Source organism: Vibrio sp. STUT-A11 (assembly GCF_026000435.1).
Classification (GTDB): Bacteria; Pseudomonadota; Gammaproteobacteria; order Enterobacterales; family Vibrionaceae; genus Vibrio.
On sequence record NZ_AP026763.1, the window covers coordinates 850,075 to 867,208 of the forward strand.

The following is a 17,134-nucleotide window of genomic DNA, read 5'->3' on the forward strand; positions in this document are numbered from 1 at the left end:
GATGCGAAGCGAACTTATCGAAATTAATGCTCTGGATCAATGCATTAGCCAAGAACTGCAAAAAGTCGATATTAATACTGAAGAAATTCTTCGCTTGGTCGATATCAGAGAAAGCTTATTGCAAAATTTGCTGTCAACGGTTCGGCAAAATCCATTGCTTAAGCAAGAAGTCGAGTGGCAAGACTTGCTTGCTCGTACCCAAAATATTGTTGAGCTGATGCAATCAGAGACGTCAAAGGCAGGAAAAGAGCTGCACAAATTGCGCTATGGTCAACGATCGCTTCAGCAATACAAAAAGTTTATTTAGAAAGAGGATTACTATGCGCGGATCTTTGCAAGCATATAAAAAGGTATCAGTCGACAGCCAGTTGAGCGCGGCTTCTCCGCACAAAGTCATTCAAATGCTAATGGCGGGAGCGGTTGAGCGCCTGATTCAAGGCAAAGCAGCGATGCAAGCTGGTAACATTCCAGTAAAAGGTGAGCGTCTAGGTAAGGCATTAGACATTATCATTGCGCTGAGAAGTTGCTTGTCAATGGACGATGGCGGGGATATTGCCTCAAACTTAGATTCACTTTATGAATTTATGATTACGCAAATTTCTGCAGCCAATCACCAAAATGATCCGCAACTAATTGATGATGTTATTGATATTATTCGAGAGATAAAATCAGCGTGGGATCAGATCCCAACAGAGTTCCATAACCTAACAGCCGAAGAAGTCGGTATTTAATAATTAAAACAAATTGTTATACTGATTGAATACATATTGCTTGGTTGTGCAATGGGTTGCTTATTTGGGTCACATTCACACTTAGAGCTCTCGATTGCTTGGTTGCCTTATTTTTATATTTAAATAAAATAAGCGCCATTAGTAGCCCTAATGGCTTTTTTTGTTGCTGATTTCCCCTATGTCTCTCGGTCATTGAGTGTGGCGTTTCCGCTTTTCTTAACACTCATTCGAGCTAATCAAGGTTTAGCCGCAACACATCCAAAAATAAAGGCAATCATTCTTAGTTATGCAAGGTTTGGCAAAACTGCTTGTAATTGATGACGACGCTTCAAGTCGTTCAAATTTAAGCAATATATTGGAATTTGTTGGAGAAAGTTGCGAAGCGGTCAGTTCTGATCAGCTAGGTGATGTTGATTGGTCTGAACTCTGGTCTGGTTGCATTATAGGTAATATTTCTTCAGGTTCAGCATCAAAAGTTGTGGCTCATCTTAGTGATGCCTACCACATTCCACTGCTCGTCATGGGACGCTTATCGCTACCTGTGGATGATTTACCAAGCTATGTTGGTGAGTTAGAACTGCCTTTAAATTACCCACAACTTAGTAACGCCTTGCGTCATTGCAATGACTTCTTGGGAAGAAAGGGTGTGAATGTGATCGCAAGTGAACGAAAAAACACGCTTTTCCGTAGTTTAGTGGGTCAGAGCCGTGGCATTCAGGAAGTTCGCCATCTTATTGAGCAGGTCGCTAAAACCGAAGCTAACGTTTTAATCCTGGGTGAGTCGGGCACGGGCAAAGAAGTGGTTGCGCGTAATATCCACTATCATTCCTCGTATTCTAGCGGCCCATTTGTACCGATTAACTGTGGTGCGATTCCCCCAGAGCTTTTGGAGAGTGAGCTGTTTGGTCATGAAAAAGGCGCGTTTACCGGGGCATTGACTTCGCGTAAAGGTCGTTTTGAGCTGGCCGATGGCGGAACGCTGTTTCTGGACGAAATTGGTGATATGCCAATGCCAATGCAGGTAAAGTTGTTACGCGTGTTGCAAGAGCGTTGTTTTGAGCGAGTGGGTGGCAACAATACGATTAAAGTGAACGTTCGCATCGTAGCTGCTACGCACCGCAACCTCGAGAGTATGATTGAAGGCGATACCTTCCGTGAAGACTTGTTCTATCGTCTCAACGTATTCCCTATTGAAATGCCCGCGCTGAAAGAGCGCAAGCGAGATATCCCTCTATTGCTGCAAGAATTGATGGCTCGTTTGGAAGCAGAAGGTGGGCAGCCAATCTGCTTTACTTCGCGCGCTATTAACTCTTTGATGGAACATGACTGGCCGGGGAACGTACGTGAGTTGGCAAACCTGATCGAGCGCATGGTGATTCTCTATCCAAACAGTCTGATCGATGTGAATCACTTGCCAACGAAATACCGTTACAGTGATATTCCGGAATTCCAGCCTGAAGGTAACCCTTTTGTCTCAGTCGAAGAGCAAGAGCGTGATGTCTTTCAAGACATCTTCTCGGGAGATTTCAGCTTTGATGAATTCGATGAATTGGAGAGCAATGCAAACGCGCCGCAAGAGCTTCCTCCTGAAGGGGTCAACCTAAAAGAACTGCTGGCTGATCTTGAAATCAACATGATCAGTCAAGCGCTTGAAGCCCAAGGTGGTGTAGTAGCACGAGCCGCCGATATGCTGGGAATGCGCCGTACGACTTTGGTTGAGAAGATGCGTAAGTACAACTTACAACGCTAACTCTGCACTCCGGTGTAATGCCGTTCTTTTAACTGCAAACAGATTATTCTGGCTTTCCGTCATCCTGGACAGCGACGAAGGAGCGTGATTCAGGAACTTCTATCCGAGCGCTTTGTTGCCAAAGAGTTTTCTATAGATTCTCAGAGCGCTGAATTTAGATTCCTAGTCTCGCTAAGGCTCGCTGGAATGACCCTATAAAAGCCGTTGAGCGGCTGGCATTTGCACTCCGGTGGGCTGTTTTGTGAAACACAATCCGTAAAAAACCTTATGTCAATTTAGTGTCAACTTATTGTCACTCCATTAACTTGTTGATAAATAAAAGTTAATGATTTGGTATGCTTATTGCTTACTAAGTTGTTTTACTATTTAGTGGCGATATTTCGACAGGCAGTTAATGGAAGATACCACCAACCAATCCCATTTAGACTCAGTAGAAAATCAGGTCGAACGTTATAAGCAGGTCCTGGATGTTATGCCTGCGGGAGTCATCCTACTCGATACGTTCGGTGTTGTGCGTGAAGCGAACCCGGAAGCGCATCGTATTCTTGAAATACCCTTGGTTAATGAAAAGTGGTTCAACGTCATTCAGGCGGTATTTGACCCGCGAGAAGATGACGGCCATGAAGTCTCACTGCGCAATGGCCGCAAAGTGCGTTTGGCGATTTCTGCTTCTGAAACGGGTCAGCTCATCCTAATTACTGACCTGACCGAAACGCGCTTACTGCAATCCCGAGTCAGTGACTTACAGCGTTTATCGTCTTTGGGGCGTATGGTGGCTTCTCTGGCTCATCAAGTCAGAACGCCTTTATCCAGCGCTATGCTGTATGCGTCCAATCTAGCTGCGCCCAACCTTCCGTCGAATACGAGAGAGCGGTTTCAAAGTAAATTGATGGATCGACTGCACGATTTGGAAAAGCAGGTTAACGACATGCTGCTTTTTGCCAAAGGTGGTGACAATAAAGTCATTAAGCCATTTACGATTGCTCAGCTGGTTTCGGAATATCAACCCATGGTTGAAACTGCCTTAAAAAACAACAATATTGACTACTTTCTTGAAGTAGAGGAAGAGCAAACAGGCTTACTTGGAAATGCCAATGCTATTGCATCTGCCTTGAGTAACTTAGTCATGAATGCGATTCAGATGTCAGGCAAAGAGTCGCAAATTGATATCTTCTTTCGCCCGGTCAACGGTGAGCTGCGTATTTCTGTGCAGGACAATGGACCGGGTGTACCTAAAGAGCTACAGAGCAAAATCTTAGAGCCATTTTTTACTACCCGTTCTCAGGGAACTGGGCTAGGTCTTGCGGTCGTTCAAATGGTTTGCCGTGCCCATGACGGTCGATTGGAACTTATTTCAGAGCAGGGTGATGGAGCCTGCTTCACCATGTGCATTCCGCTAGAACGAGTGCAAGCTGAAGCGCAATAAGCGTCTTCTGCCAATAAGGAGAATCATAATGGCGCAAAGCAAAGTGCTGATCGTAGAAGATGACGAAGGTCTTCGTGAGGCCCTGGTGGATACTCTGGCTCTAGCAGGCTATGAGTGGTTAGAAGCGGGCTGTGCAGAAGAAGCACTGGTCAAGCTGAAATCAAACACGGTAGATATTGTTGTCTCTGATGTGCAAATGGCTGGTATGGGCGGTTTAGCCCTGCTAAAAAACATCAAACAGAACTGGCCAAACCTACCTGTTTTGCTGATGACAGCGTACGCCAATATTGAAGATGCGGTCTCAGCGATGAAAGACGGTGCGATAGATTACATGGCAAAACCATTCGCACCTGAAGTGTTACTTAATATGGTCAGTCGCTACGCGCCGATCAAAAGCGACGATAGTGGCGATGCTGTGGTCGCCGACGAAAAAAGCCTGCGACTGTTAGCTCTGGCAGACCGAGTGGCGCGTACCGACGCCAACGTGATGATCCTCGGCCCAAGTGGCTCAGGTAAAGAAGTCATGTCGCGCTACATCCATAATGCCTCAAGCCGTAAGGATGGTCCTTTTGTTGCCATCAACTGCGCTGCCATTCCAGATAACATGCTTGAAGCCACGCTATTTGGCTACGAAAAAGGCGCTTTTACTGGGGCTGTTCAAGCGTGTCCGGGTAAATTCGAACAAGCGCAAGGCGGGACGATTTTGTTGGATGAAATCAGCGAAATGGACCTGAACCTTCAGGCCAAATTGCTGCGTGTGCTGCAAGAGCGTGAAGTCGAGCGTTTAGGCAGCCGCAAAAGCATCAAGCTGGATGTTCGTGTTTTGGCGACCAGTAACCGCGATCTCAAACAATATGTGTCGGAAGGTAACTTCCGTGAAGATTTATATTACCGCCTTAACGTTTTCCCAATTGCATGGCCGGCGCTGTGTGAGCGTAAAGGGGATATTGAGCCACTAGCCAAACATCTTGCGGAGCGCCATTGCGGAAAGATGGGGATGCCAGTTCCGAAGCTTTCGGCGTCTGCGGTCGATAAACTGCTTAATTATCCTTGGCCGGGTAACGTTCGCGAGTTAGATAACGTCGTTCAGCGCGCTCTGATTCTGAGTGAAAATGGCGACATTGATGGTGAACATATTTTGCTCGAAGGAGTCGATTGGCAAGATGCGAATAGCTTGCAGCGTGTGGTGCAAAATGCACAAACCTTGGTGCCGGACGTGAAGCCTGTTGCTCAGGCTGAGAGCATAAGCCGCATTGCGTCTGGCGGTGAAGGTTTGGGGAGTGAGTTACGCGACCAAGAGTATGCGATCATTCTCGATACTTTGGTTGAGTGTAATGGTCGTCGAAAAGACATGGCAGACAAACTCGGTATCAGTCCACGCACGTTACGCTACAAACTGGCTAAGATGCGCGATGCTGGCATCGACATTCCCAATTAATTTTTCTCAATGTAGTGGTGATTTTTGTGCAAAAAGTCACCATGTTTGGATGAATCTAAGTAAAACGTTATCACCTTGTGGCATGTTAATTGCTTTGATAATGAACAGTTTTAGTAATAGTCAAACATTTGGCTCTGAGGTGGTAATGAAAATTGATGGTATTCAGGCAGATATGCGCGCCATGATGGTAGAAGCAACGAACACAGCTCCTACGGCGACTGGTGCGAAAGTTGGGGCCGATTTTGGTGATCTCCTCACCAACGCCATCAATAACGTAAACTCACTTCAAAAAGCGTCGGGTGATCTTCAGACTCGTTTTGATCGAGGTGACGCTGATGTCTCCCTTTCAGACGTTATGATTGCCCGTAACAAATCCAGTGTGGCATTTGATGCTACTGTCCAAATCCGCAACAAGCTCGTCGAGGCCTATAAAGACCTCATGAATATGCCCGTGTAATTTAGGTAATCATTGTGGCAGACAAGTCTACAGATTTAACCGTCACTGATGGCGGTGCAGATGGTGCTCTTATCGCTAACTCCGAGCTGGATGTGGAAAGTCAAAACCCAGATTTGGAAGAGCGCAGTGCGTCAAAACTAGATATGGCGGTAGGCGATCTTGACTTACTTCGTCAGGTCGTACTGGTGCTGTCCATTTCCATCTGTGTTGCGTTGATCGTGATGCTGTTTTTCTGGGTGAAAGAGCCAGAGATGCGTCCGCTTGGCGCGTACCAGACCGAAGAATTGATCCCGGTTCTGGACTATCTTGATCAGCAAAAAATTGACTACAAACTGGATGGTAATACCGTTTCGGTTGAGGCGAGTGACTACAACTCGATCAAACTTGGTATGGTGCGAGCGGGTGTCAATCAGGCTACAGAAGCTGGCGATGACATTTTGCTGCAAGACATGGGTTTTGGGGTTTCTCAGCGTCTGGAGCAAGAGCGTCTGAAACTCAGTCGTGAGCGACAACTTGCTCAGGCAATTGAAGAAATGAAGCAGGTTCGCAAAGCTCGGGTGTTACTGGCATTGCCTAAACACAGTGTTTTTGTTCGCCATAATCAAGACGCTTCGGCCTCCGTTTTTCTGACTTTATCGACAGGGGCTAACCTCAAGCAGCAGGAAGTGGATTCCATCGTCGACATGGTGGCCAGCGCGGTTCCAGGAATGAAAACCTCCCGTATCACCGTAACGGATCAGCACGGTCGTTTATTGAGTTCAGGCTCTGAAGATCCAGCGTCGGCTGCTCGTCGAAAAGAGCAAGAGTTGGAGCGAAATCAAGAACAAGCGCTACGTGAAAAAATTGATTCCGTGCTACTGCCAATTTTGGGTATCGGCAATTACACCGCGCAGGTTGATATCAAAATGGACTTCAGCGCGGTAGAACAAACCCGAAAACGCTTTGATCCAAATACGCCAGCGACACGCAGTGAATATGCACTGGAAGATTACAACAACAGTAACACAGTAGCTGGGATTCCAGGCGCTCTGAGTAACCAACCGCCAGCCGATGCGTCGATCCCACAAGATATTGCTCAGATGAAAGATGGGTCGTTATCAGGGCAAGGTTCCGTGCGTAAAGAATCGACACGTAACTTTGAATTGGACACCACCATTAGCCATGAACGCAAACAGACAGGTACCGTTGCGCGTCAAACGGTTTCAGTGGCAATCAAAGATCGCCGAGAAGTCAACCCAGACACAGGTGAAGTCACTTACACGCCAATGTCTGAACCCGAAATTAATGCGATTCGTCAGGTGTTAATTGGCACCGTCGGTTTTGATCAGTCACGTGGTGATTTACTCAATGTATTGAGTGTCAAGTTTGCCGAGCCAGAAGCGGAGCTGCTTGTCGACCAACCGATTTGGGAACATCCAAACTTTAACGATTGGGTTCGCTGGTTTGCCAGCGCCTTGGTGATCATCGTGGTTGTGTTGGTTTTGGTTCGCCCTGCGATGAAGAAACTGCTTAACCCAACCAGCGATAACGAAAATGAAATGTACGGTCCAGATGGCATACCTATTGGTGCGGACGGAGAAACCAGCCTACTTGGCAGTGACATTGAGAGTAGCGAGCTGTTTGAGTTTGGTTCAAGTATCGACTTGCCGAATTTACACAAAGATGAAGATGTACTGAAAGCGGTTCGTGCGCTGGTGGCAAACGAACCAGAACTGGCAGCTCAGGTTGTGAAAAACTGGATGAATGAAAATGGCTAACGATATCGTACCTCAAGGTGAAAATGGCGCAGGCATGCCAGTGGAGTTTGATGCATCAACCATCAGCGGTGAAGATAAAGCCGCCATTTTGTTGTTGAGCCTCAATGAGCAGGATGCGGCGGGCATCATTCGCCACCTGGAACCAAAACAGGTACAGCGTGTTGGTGGTGCGATGGCTCGCGCAAAAGATCTGAGTCAGGAAAAAGTGTCTTCTGTACACCGTGCTTTTTTGGAAGATATCCAGAAATACACCAATATCGGTATGGGCAGTGAAGACTTCATGCGTAATGCGTTGGTAGCCGCGCTGGGTGAAGACAAAGCGAATAATCTGGTTGACCAAATTCTGCTTGGTACGGGTTCTAAAGGTCTGGATTCATTGAAATGGATGGACCCGCGCCAGGTGGCGAGCATCATCGTCAATGAGCACCCACAAATCCAAACTATTGTTCTGTCGTATTTAGAAGCGGATCAGTCTGCAGAAATTCTGTCACAGTTCCCGGAACGTGTACGTCTGGACTTGATGATGCGTATTGCCAACCTTGAGGAAGTGCAGCCATCGGCATTGGCAGAGCTGAACGAAATCATGGAGAAACAGTTTGCCGGTCAGGCTGGCGCGCAAGCTGCCAAGATTGGTGGCCTGAAGGCTGCAGCCGAAATCATGAACTATCTGGATAACAATGTCGAAGGCATCCTGATGGACCAAATCCGAGATCAGGACGAAGACATGGCGACGCAAATTCAGGATCTGATGTTCGTGTTCGAGAACTTGGCGGAAGTCGACGATCAGGGTATTCAGAAATTACTGCGTGACGTCCCACAAGATGTTCTGCAGAGAGCGCTGAAAGGTGCCGACGACTCTCTGCGTGAGAAAGTATTTAAGAATATGTCAAAACGTGCTGCTGAGATGATGCGTGACGATATTGAAGCGATGCCGCCAGTGCGTGTCGCTGATGTAGAGTCGGCGCAGAAAGAAATTCTTGCGATTGCACGTCGTATGGCGGATGCGGGCGAACTTATGTTGTCTGGCGGCGCCGACGAATTCTTGTAATCTCTCTTACCCTGCTATTTTCCAAGCGCAGGGCAACTTCAACACACATCAAATATGCATAGGTAACCCATGGTTAGCGATAGAAAACGTGGATTTATTCGTCCTGATGAAGATGATGCGATGATCGAACCGCAACGCTGGGGGCTGCCTGACTACGGCGAGCCAAAAGCCAAGCAAGCCAGACAGACGGCGTTTAATTACGATCCGGGCTGGGTTCCAAACCTTGACGATCCAGAAGAAGAGCAAGTTCTTGAATTGACCGAAGAGCAGATTGAGCTGATCAAGCAAGGCGCTTATCAGGAAGGTTTGTACCAAGGTCAGGAAGCGGGCTTTAAACAAGGTTACGATAAAGGCAAAGAAGAAGGTTTGCAGGCGGGTCATGCTGAAGGTTTAGAACTCGGTAAAGCAGAAGGTGTGAGTGCCGGACAAGAGTTCATCCAGCAGCAGGTGGAAGTCTTCATGAACCTTGCCAACCAGTTTGCTCAGCCACTGGAGTTAATGAACGCTCAGGTTGAAAAACAGCTGGTGGACATGGTGCTGTGCCTTGTCAAAGAAGTGGTTCACATCGAAGCCCAGACCAACCCACAAATTATTCTCGATACGGTCAAGCAGTCGGTTGAAGCTCTGCCTGTCTCTGGTCATCCCATTACGTTACAACTCAACCCGGAAGACGTGTCTATCATTCGCTCTGCATACGGTGAGCAGGAATTAGATTGTCGTAACTGGACGCTGGTCGCTGAGCCTTCACTCAATCGTGGAGATGTGCAGATTGCAGCAGGTGAATCGAGCATTAACTATCGTATGGAAGAGCGGATTAAAAATGTGCTGCAGAGTTTTTGTGGCGCAAACCGTCACCAAGAGGGTGAGTAACCTATGTTAGCGCTGGCGGACCGTCTTAAAAACTACAAAGTCGAAGGGTTGACCACAAGAGCTGTGGCATCTGGAAAACTGGTTCGTGTGGTCGGTTTGACCTTAGAAGCGACAGGATGCCGGGCTCCGATTGGCAGTTTATGTCTGGTCGAGACCATGTCCGGGCACATGGAAGCCGAGGTGGTGGGCTTTTCTGGCGACAACCTGTTTTTGATGCCGAGTGAACAAATCACCGGTATTTTGCCTGGCGCGAAAGTAACGCCATTGACCTCTGATGCAGGCTTACCCGTAGGAATGGAGTTGCTTGGACGAGTCATTGACGGGGTTGGAAATCCACTTGATGGCCTTGGCCCTATCTATACCGATCACCGTGCTTCATTCAATGCTGAGCCCATCAACCCACTGGCGCGTAAACCGATTTCAGAACCTCTCGATGTGGGGTTAAAAGCGATTAACGGATTGCTGACGGTTGGTAAAGGTCAGCGGATTGGTTTGTTCGCTGGCTCTGGTGTGGGTAAATCGGTCACGCTGGGCATGATGACCAGAGGCACCACCGCTCAAGTTGTGGTTGTTGGGCTGATTGGTGAGCGTGGACGCGAAGTTAAAGAATTCATCGAAGAGATACTGGGTGAAGAAGGGCGTCGTCGCTCTGTTGTGGTTGCCGCGCCTGCCGATGCTTCTCCGCTGATGCGTTTAAAAGGCTGTCAAACCGCGCTGACCATTGCAGAGTACTTTCGCGATCAAGGGTTGGACGTGCTGTTGCTCATGGACTCTTTGACCCGTTTTGCTCAGGCGCAGCGTGAAATCGCCTTATCTGTCGGCGAACCGCCTGCAACCAAAGGTTATCCGCCATCGGTGTTTGCCAAACTGCCAGCACTGGTCGAGCGTGCGGGTAACGGCGGCGCAGAGCAGGGCTCAATCACTGCATTTTTTACCGTTCTAACCGAAGGTGACGATCTGCAAGACCCGATCGCTGATGCATCTCGCGCGATTCTTGACGGTCACATTGTGCTGTCTCGTGAAATGGCTGATGCAGGTCACTACCCGGCGATTGATGTTGAGAAATCAGTCAGCCGCGTAATGCCGCAGATCACCACTGAAGAACACGTACTGATGTCGAAAGCCGTTCGTCAGGTGTTGTCGATTTGCCGCAAAAATCAGGACTTGGTTTCCATTGGTGCTTACAAACCGGGTACCGACCCTGCTATCGATAGTGCATTTACGCTTAAGCCGAAGTTAGACGAATACTTGCAACAGCGTATGAAAGAATCCGTTCCATACGACATGTGCGTCAACATGCTGAGAAGTATTTTAGGTGGGTAATCGCTATGAATAACGCTATGGAATTTTTGTTTGATCAAGCAAAAGAGCGGGAAGAGCAAGCCGTATTAGCTTTGAATAAAGCGCGTGCTGAGTTAGAGGATTACTACCGTCAAGTTGAACAAATTGAAAAGTATCGGCTCGATTACTGCCAGCAGTTGGTGGACCGGGGACAGGCTGGATTAACGGCAAGTCAGTATGGTCATTTGAATCGATTTCTTACTCAGCTGGATGAAACCTTGTCTAAGCAGAAGCAAGCGGAAAGCCACTTTAGAGAGCAAGTCGAAAACGGCAAAGAGTACTGGCTGAAAATGCGTCAAGAGCGCATGTCTTATGAGTGGATGATTGAGAAGCGAGCTAAAGAGAAACAAGCCGCAGAAGCCAAGCGTGAGCAAAAGCAAATGGATGAGTTCTCGACGTTACTCTACAGCCGTAAGGTCAAGCTGTTCTGACCATGACTCAGAGAGCTTTTGCAGGATCACTTCGACGTACTTTCAGCGTCAGGAAAATTACGTTTTGTATTGGCGTGATTTTTGCAAATTCACCTTCTAATAATTCAACTTACCTCTGACATGTGATTTGGCCGAGCAAAGTGGCTCAATGCCAAAAACGAGAATGTTACTATGAATGTGAATTTGACTAATGTTGCTGCGACCAACAAGATCTCGGTTTCCGAGTCTGGCGCAACAACATCCACAGAAAATTCAGAAAACGAAGGTTTTTTTGCAACCTTAGCTGGCGTATTCGCAGATTCACACAAAGTCGAAGTGATTGATGAAAAATTGACGCCAGAAGTGACTGAAGCTGCAGAAAAGAGTGATGAAGTGAGTACTTCTTCAGTGCAGCCTGCTGAGCCAGAAAGTGAAATTCAAGAAACCATCGCTGTTGATGGAAAAAGCGAAAACCAGTCACCTAAGGCATTGTTAGAAAAAGACAATGTACAGGCAGAGCCTGAAGAGCAGCTAATGCCGTCGGTAGCGCGAGAGAGTGGAAGTCAGGGGAAAACAACGAGCAGTCAGGTCGCACCCAAAAAGCAAGCTCTTCCTGAACTTGAGCAGGAAGTCGTTGAGACACGCAAACCCGAGCTGAACATTGCCAAAAGTGATGAAGTTGTCGAGCTTGATGTCACTCGTTCTATGAACGAAGGGCAGCAACTATTGGGGCGAATTGTGCAAGCGAACCAAGCCTTGAACCCTGTCAATCAAGAGGTCGAACGCGGCAAGGTTTTGCCTCCTGAGATCACTGGAGTTTCGCATCACACTGACATTAAGAGCGTTTATCATTCTGATAATTTAGAAAACGTTGATGAGGTTGATAACGTTGACACTGCTGGTAACGTAGCAAGTGTTGAAAGTGTTGAAAGTGTTGAAAGTGTTGAAAGTGTTGAAAGTGTTGAAAGTGTTGAAAGTGTTGAAAGTGTTGAAAGTGTTGGGAACTTTGTCGCTGCTGAGGAACTAGAGCAAGCCGTCATTGAACCACCACAGCACGGTTTTGAATTGACAGAGAAGCAAGAAAATGCGCCTCAGAAAGTTCAAACTGCGCCAACGCTGGAACAAAGTGGCGTAAATCTCGAGGCTGCAACGTACGCAGCGAATGCGATTAGCATTGATGAGTCAGATGGCGGCGGCATGACGACAAGTGTGGTTCAGCGCGTTTCTATAGATGAACTTGAAGTAATCGATACCAAGTTGGCTCAGGGTAAACCATTGACGAACCAAGAAGTTGAAATTATCGACGGATTGAAAACTGGTGACGTTATCGCGGAATTACCAGAGGAAGAGCTCGCTCAGTTGGTTGCTTTGCCAAGTGATGTGAAAATAGTGCTTTCAGAGCCACAAACGGCGCAACACAACACGGCACGCCAAATGGTAACGACGACTCCGACACCGCAAGTGACTGCTCAAGATCTGAAAAGCGCAACTGGACCAGTCACAACGCAGACGATTGATAAAACCGTTTTACCCGCCATGCCGGAAGGGCTAGCGACGGCTGCTGTCAATCCTGCGATTGGGCAGACGCTGGCAAATACAGAAGTTAGCCACAAAGCGATGAACTCAGCATTAGCGACTGGAATCCTCAAAGCTACGACGGATAAGCAGGATAAAACCGAGCCACAGCAGGGGTTAGCTGGTCAGCTACAAGCTGCTGTCAGTCAGCAAGGCGTCACAACGCCACCGCAGACCAGGGTGGATGCCGCACAGCAAGCGCAATTGCCGTTACAGCTGACCAAAGAGTTGGCTAACGATCAGGTCGCGGAAAAAGTGCAAATGATGATGTCGAAGAATTTAAAGAGCCTCGATATCCGCCTTGATCCGCCCGAGCTTGGCCGTATGCAGATTCGTATGACTATGAACAGTGATTTGGCCAATGTGCACTTCACGGTAACCAATCCGCAGGCACGTGACATCATAGAACAAACACTGCCTCGATTAAGAGAAATGCTTGCCCAGCAGGGAGTGCAGTTAGCTGACTCTTCGGTTCAACAGCAAAATAGTGGCCAGCAGCAACATGGATATTCTGCGGCGGAGCAAAATAAGCAGGGTGGTTTTGGGCGAGGTTTCTCACGTCAGACTGAAGAGGAGTTTGATGGCGGCGTTGAACTCAATGTGAAGGTATCCTCGCCGCGTGATGGGATTAGTTTCTACGCATAACATTATTGAAATGGCCTGATGAGCATAAAGATTTTTATCTGCCAGATTACATAAAACAAAACAATAAGAGAAAAGAATGGCTGAAGAACAGTTACAAGGGGTGGGCGCACCAAAAGGCAAAGGTAAGCTACTGATTATCATCGCAGTCGTGGTTCTTTTGTTGGGAGGCGGTGCAGCCGCGTTCTTTTTCATGGGATCGGATGATTCTAAGCAGTCGACAGAATCCGATCCGCAACAAACTCAGGTGGTTGCAGCCGAAGTTCCGATTGCGTACGTAAACATTCCTCAGCCGTTTGTTTTCAACGTGACAGGTGACAGCCGCGATCGGCTGGTACAAATCAAAGCTCAGTTGATGGTACGTGGCTCAGAGAGTGAGCAACTGGCACGTTATCATTTGCCACTGATTGAGAGTTCACTGCTGTCAACGTTCGCTTCGGCAACCGTTGAGCAGTTGCGCTCACCAACGGGACGAGTGGAGTTACGTGATCGTGCGTCTGAAGATATTAAAGCCGCACTGAACGCCGCTGTCGGAAAGTCAGTGATTGAAAAAGTACTGTTTACAGATTTTGTTATTCAATAGGTAAAACGTGACCGATCTATTAAGCCAAGACGAAATTGATGCGCTACTGCATGGCGTTGACGATGTGGATGACGTTGACGAGTCTATCGATGACGATCCCAATGGTGCAGTCAGTTTTGACTTCTCATCTCAAGACCGAATAGTCCGTGGTCGTATGCCGACGCTCGAGCTTATCAACGAGCGTTTTGCGAGGCACATGCGCATTAGCCTGTTCAATATGCTACGCAAAACGGCAGAAGTGTCGATTAACGGCGTTCAGATGATGAAATTCGGCGAGTACCAGAACACCTTGTATGTTCCAACCAGTTTAAACATGGTTCGCTTTCGACCGCTAAAAGGTACGGCGCTGATCACCATGGAAGCGCGCTTGGTATTTATTCTGGTAGAAAATTTTTTTGGTGGCGATGGTCGATTCCACGCCAAAATTGAAGGCCGCGAATTTACGCCTACTGAGCGACGCATTATCCAACTGCTGTTGAAAGTCGTCTTTGAAGATTACAAAGAAGCATGGTCGCCAGTGATGGGGGTGGAGTTTGAATACCTCGACTCGGAAGTCAACCCGAGCATGGCCAACATTGTCAGCCCAACAGAAGTGATTGTGGTCAGTTCTTTTCACATCGAAGTCGATGGCGGTGGCGGTGATTTCCACGTGGTCATGCCGTACTCCATGGTTGAACCGATCCGCGAACTGCTGGATGCCGGTGTGCAGTCAGACAAGATGGAAACCGACGTTCGCTGGAGCTCTGCTCTGCGCGAAGAGATCATGGACTGTCCGGTTAACTTCCGCGTGAACTTGTTGGAAAAGAATATTTCGCTGCGTGATCTGATGGAATTGCAACCGGGAGATATCATCCCAATAGAAATGTCGGAGCATGCAACCATGTTTGTCGAAGATTTGCCGACCTATCGAGTGAAAATGGGCCGTGCCGAAGACAAACTGGCGGTACAGATTTCACAAGAAATTGAGCGCCCTCACGTCGTGAAAACCGATTTAGCCTTCTTGAGTAAAGACATCATGTCAGAACTTGAGAATGACAACCAAACAGAAGATTAAGACACCTTACAGCGCGCATCTGTTGTCGATAAGTAAGGCAAAGCACAGGATAGGAAAATGGAACCAAGTGACGATCAAAAGCTAGCAGATGAATGGGCAGCCGCTCTTGGCGAAGACCCGTCTGCACCGTCAATTGATGTAGATGAAGTGTTGGCAGCACCTCTGGAGGAGTTGAAAGACACCTCAAGCCCAATATCTGATGATGAACGTCGTAAACTCGACACCATCATGGATATTCCGGTAACGATTTCTATGGAAGTGGGTCGTTCGCAAATCAGTATCCGCAATCTATTGCAATTGAACCAGGGATCGGTGGTGGAACTGGATCGTCTGGCGGGTGAATCACTGGATGTGTTGGTGAATGGCACTCTGATTGCTCACGGTGAAGTGGTTGTGGTCAACGACAAGTTCGGTATCCGTTTAACAGACGTAATCAGCCAAACTGAACGCATTAAGAAGCTTCGCTAATGAGCACTAGTTCAAAAAGATGGAAGCAAATGGCTGGTGCACTGAGCTTCACGTTGAGTGCGCCACTGGCGTTTGCTTCTTCTGCTTCGATGTCTGCGCCAAGCAGTTTCGATCTGCTGACCACCCTCGGCTCGCTTGTGCTGGTTATCGGGGTGATATTGCTGCTTGCCTGGTTGCTAAAACGCATGCAAGGTCCGGTATTCGGCCAACAGAAAGGTTTAAAAATTGTCAGCCAACTGCCAGTAGGGACCAAAGAGCGAATTGCTGTTATTCAGGTCGGTGAAGAGCAGCTCTTAGTCGGCATCACGAGCCAATCTATCCAAACGCTTGCCAAACTCGAGAAGCCTCTGAAAGAGGAAGAGTTGGCGAATAATGCTTTTGCCAATCAATTTAGCCAGCTGATAAAGAAAAATGACCAACGCTAACCCAATTCGTCTCATCATGAGCACCTTTATTTTGCTGGCGAGCGTACTGTTTTCTTCACTTTCGCTTGCTCAGGTCGAGGAGTCTTCACTGCCTGCCAACTTGGCAGAAGGGAACAGCGTAACCGTTCAGGCGATGCAGAGTGATACAGGCGCTAGCCGCACGATGTCGGTCACCAATGGCGGTGGAATACCAGCGTTTACCATGACCACCAATCCGGATGGTAGCGAAGATTATTCCATCACGCTGCAAATCCTCGCCTTAATGACCATGCTTGGCTTCTTGCCAGCAATGGTGATTTTGATGACGTCATTTACGCGCATTGTCGTGGTCATGTCGATTCTTCGTCAGGCGATGGGTCTGCAACAAACGCCTTCCAATCAGGTGATCATTGGTATCGCACTTTTCCTTACCTTCTTTGTGATGTCACCGGTGCTGAACGAGATAAACGATACCGCCATTCAGCCTTATATGAATGAGCAAGTGACTGCCAGAGAAGCGTTTGATGCCGCGCAGGTGCCAATGAAAGCGTTCATGCTCAAACAGACTCGAATCAAAGACCTAGAAACCTTCGTCAATATGTCGGGAGAGCAGGTGACAAATCCAGAGGACGTTTCGATGGCCGTACTGATTCCTGCGTTTATTACCTCTGAGCTGAAAACCGCCTTCCAAATTGGCTTTATGTTGTTCTTGCCGTTTTTGATCATCGACCTTGTCGTCGCTTCAGTACTTATGGCGATGGGTATGATGATGTTGTCTCCGATGATTGTATCGTTGCCGTTTAAGCTGATGCTGTTCGTACTGGTCGATGGCTGGAATTTGATATTGTCGACGCTCGCTGGCAGTTTTGCCCTTTAGATTGGCGCAGGTTAGAGGATAAGACATGACTCCAGAAATGTTTGTCGAGCTGTTCCGTGAAGCGTTGTGGATGGTGTTGATCATGGTCTGCGCCATTATCATTCCAAGCTTGCTTATCGGCCTTGTTGTGGCCATTTTTCAGGCGGCGACGTCTATTAACGAACAGACTCTAAGCTTTTTACCGCGTTTGATCATCACTTTGCTTGCTCTGATGCTCTTTGGTCACTGGATGACACAAATGTTGATGGAGTACTTCTACGGCTTGATTGAGCGTCTGCCTCAAGTGCTGTACTAGGGACGCGC

At 47.8% G+C, this 17,134-nt stretch carries 18 protein-coding genes; all 18 read left to right on the forward strand.

What is annotated here, in order from left to right; genetic code table 11:
* Window position 1: 1 nt before the first annotated feature.
* The 18 genes from OO774_RS04005 (at window position 2) to fliQ (ending at window position 17,126) form a co-directional block, all read left to right on the forward strand.
* A complete protein-coding gene (locus tag OO774_RS04005; protein WP_264904922.1) occupies window positions 2-307 on the forward strand; it encodes a flagellar protein FliT in 306 nt (101 codons plus the stop codon).
* A gap of 13 nt (window positions 308-320) precedes the next feature.
* Complete coding sequence (gene fliS / locus OO774_RS04010) at window positions 321-731, forward strand: flagellar export chaperone FliS (RefSeq protein ID WP_264904924.1); 411 nt, start codon at window positions 321-323, stop codon at window positions 729-731.
* 286 nt (window positions 732-1,017) lie between these two features.
* A complete protein-coding gene (locus OO774_RS04015) occupies window positions 1,018-2,481 on the forward strand; it encodes a sigma-54 dependent transcriptional regulator (RefSeq protein ID WP_264904926.1) in 1,464 nt (487 codons plus the stop codon).
* 394 nt (window positions 2,482-2,875) lie between these two features.
* Entirely contained in the window at window positions 2,876-3,907 is a 1,032-nt protein-coding gene (locus OO774_RS04020; RefSeq protein ID WP_264904928.1) for an ATP-binding protein, read from the forward strand.
* Window positions 3,908-3,935: 28 nt separating this feature from the next.
* Window positions 3,936-5,345 carry a sigma-54 dependent transcriptional regulator gene (locus tag OO774_RS04025; protein ID WP_264904930.1) on the forward strand — a complete coding sequence of 470 codons (1,410 nt, stop codon included), beginning with the start codon at window positions 3,936-3,938 and terminating at the stop codon, window positions 5,343-5,345.
* Window positions 5,346-5,490: 145 nt separating this feature from the next.
* A complete protein-coding gene (gene fliE / locus OO774_RS04030) occupies window positions 5,491-5,802 on the forward strand; it encodes a flagellar hook-basal body complex protein FliE (protein ID WP_264906065.1) in 312 nt (103 codons plus the stop codon).
* 14 nt (window positions 5,803-5,816) lie between these two features.
* Entirely contained in the window at window positions 5,817-7,559 is a 1,743-nt protein-coding gene (gene fliF / locus OO774_RS04035; protein WP_264904931.1) for a flagellar basal-body MS-ring/collar protein FliF, read from the forward strand.
* Entirely contained in the window at window positions 7,552-8,607 is a 1,056-nt protein-coding gene (gene fliG / locus OO774_RS04040) for a flagellar motor switch protein FliG (RefSeq protein ID WP_014232667.1), read from the forward strand. The genes fliF and fliG overlap by 8 nt, the downstream gene beginning before the upstream one ends.
* 69 nt (window positions 8,608-8,676) lie before the next feature.
* A complete protein-coding gene (gene fliH / locus OO774_RS04045) occupies window positions 8,677-9,477 on the forward strand; it encodes a flagellar assembly protein FliH (protein WP_264904934.1) in 801 nt (266 codons plus the stop codon).
* Between the two features lie 3 nt (window positions 9,478-9,480).
* Window positions 9,481-10,800 (forward strand): flagellar protein export ATPase FliI, encoded by a 1,320-nt coding sequence (gene fliI / locus OO774_RS04050; protein WP_264904935.1) that lies wholly within the window; start codon window positions 9,481-9,483, stop codon window positions 10,798-10,800.
* A 5-nt stretch (window positions 10,801-10,805) separates the two neighbouring features.
* A complete protein-coding gene (fliJ, locus tag OO774_RS04055; protein WP_264904936.1) occupies window positions 10,806-11,249 on the forward strand; it encodes a flagellar export protein FliJ in 444 nt (147 codons plus the stop codon).
* 171 nt (window positions 11,250-11,420) lie between these two features.
* Window positions 11,421-13,448 (forward strand): flagellar hook-length control protein FliK, encoded by a 2,028-nt coding sequence (locus tag OO774_RS04060; RefSeq protein ID WP_264904937.1) that lies wholly within the window; start codon window positions 11,421-11,423, stop codon window positions 13,446-13,448.
* Window positions 13,449-13,524: 76 nt separating this feature from the next.
* Window positions 13,525-14,028 carry a flagellar basal body-associated protein FliL gene (fliL, locus tag OO774_RS04065; RefSeq protein WP_264904938.1) on the forward strand — a complete coding sequence of 168 codons (504 nt, stop codon included), beginning with the start codon at window positions 13,525-13,527 and terminating at the stop codon, window positions 14,026-14,028.
* 7 nt (window positions 14,029-14,035) lie between these two features.
* The gene (gene fliM / locus OO774_RS04070) at window positions 14,036-15,082 is read left to right on the forward strand and encodes a flagellar motor switch protein FliM (protein WP_264904939.1); all 1,047 of its coding nucleotides are present in this window, start codon (window positions 14,036-14,038) and stop codon (window positions 15,080-15,082) included.
* Between the two features lie 57 nt (window positions 15,083-15,139).
* Window positions 15,140-15,550 carry a flagellar motor switch protein FliN gene (fliN, locus tag OO774_RS04075; RefSeq protein WP_005448377.1) on the forward strand — a complete coding sequence of 137 codons (411 nt, stop codon included), beginning with the start codon at window positions 15,140-15,142 and terminating at the stop codon, window positions 15,548-15,550.
* Complete coding sequence (gene fliO / locus OO774_RS04080) at window positions 15,550-15,975, forward strand: flagellar biosynthetic protein FliO (RefSeq protein ID WP_264904941.1); 426 nt, start codon at window positions 15,550-15,552, stop codon at window positions 15,973-15,975. The genes fliN and fliO overlap by 1 nt, the downstream gene beginning before the upstream one ends.
* The gene (fliP, locus tag OO774_RS04085; RefSeq protein ID WP_264904943.1) at window positions 15,962-16,831 is read left to right on the forward strand and encodes a flagellar type III secretion system pore protein FliP; all 870 of its coding nucleotides are present in this window, start codon (window positions 15,962-15,964) and stop codon (window positions 16,829-16,831) included. The genes fliO and fliP overlap by 14 nt, the downstream gene beginning before the upstream one ends.
* A gap of 25 nt (window positions 16,832-16,856) precedes the next feature.
* On the forward strand, window positions 16,857-17,126 hold the full coding sequence (gene fliQ / locus OO774_RS04090; RefSeq protein WP_264904944.1) for a flagellar biosynthesis protein FliQ: 270 nt from the start codon (window positions 16,857-16,859) through the stop codon (window positions 17,124-17,126).
* Window positions 17,127-17,134: the final 8 nt, after the last annotated feature.

Bases quoted from the DNA above. Each gene is read 5' to 3' on its own strand.
- fliH (WP_264904934.1), top strand. From the start codon at position 8,677: ATGGTTAGCGATAGAAAACGTGGATTTATTCGTCCTGATGAAGATGAT.
- fliJ (WP_264904936.1), top strand. From the start codon at position 10,806: ATGAATAACGCTATGGAATTTTTGTTTGATCAAGCAAAAGAGCGGGAA.
- fliS (WP_264904924.1), top strand. From the start codon at position 321: ATGCGCGGATCTTTGCAAGCATATAAAAAGGTATCAGTCGACAGCCAG.
- OO774_RS04060 (WP_264904937.1), top strand. From the start codon at position 11,421: ATGAATGTGAATTTGACTAATGTTGCTGCGACCAACAAGATCTCGGTT.
- OO774_RS04025 (WP_264904930.1), top strand. From the start codon at position 3,936: ATGGCGCAAAGCAAAGTGCTGATCGTAGAAGATGACGAAGGTCTTCGT.
- fliG (WP_014232667.1), top strand. From the start codon at position 7,552: ATGGCTAACGATATCGTACCTCAAGGTGAAAATGGCGCAGGCATGCCA.
- fliO (WP_264904941.1), top strand. From the start codon at position 15,550: ATGAGCACTAGTTCAAAAAGATGGAAGCAAATGGCTGGTGCACTGAGC.
- fliN (WP_005448377.1), top strand. From the start codon at position 15,140: ATGGAACCAAGTGACGATCAAAAGCTAGCAGATGAATGGGCAGCCGCT.
- fliE (WP_264906065.1), top strand. From the start codon at position 5,491: ATGAAAATTGATGGTATTCAGGCAGATATGCGCGCCATGATGGTAGAA.
- OO774_RS04005 (WP_264904922.1), top strand. From the start codon at position 2: ATGCGAAGCGAACTTATCGAAATTAATGCTCTGGATCAATGCATTAGC.
- fliL (WP_264904938.1), top strand. From the start codon at position 13,525: ATGGCTGAAGAACAGTTACAAGGGGTGGGCGCACCAAAAGGCAAAGGT.
- OO774_RS04015 (WP_264904926.1), top strand. From the start codon at position 1,018: ATGCAAGGTTTGGCAAAACTGCTTGTAATTGATGACGACGCTTCAAGT.
- fliP (WP_264904943.1), top strand. From the start codon at position 15,962: ATGACCAACGCTAACCCAATTCGTCTCATCATGAGCACCTTTATTTTG.
- fliQ (WP_264904944.1), top strand. From the start codon at position 16,857: ATGACTCCAGAAATGTTTGTCGAGCTGTTCCGTGAAGCGTTGTGGATG.
- OO774_RS04020 (WP_264904928.1), top strand. From the start codon at position 2,876: ATGGAAGATACCACCAACCAATCCCATTTAGACTCAGTAGAAAATCAG.
- fliI (WP_264904935.1), top strand. From the start codon at position 9,481: ATGTTAGCGCTGGCGGACCGTCTTAAAAACTACAAAGTCGAAGGGTTG.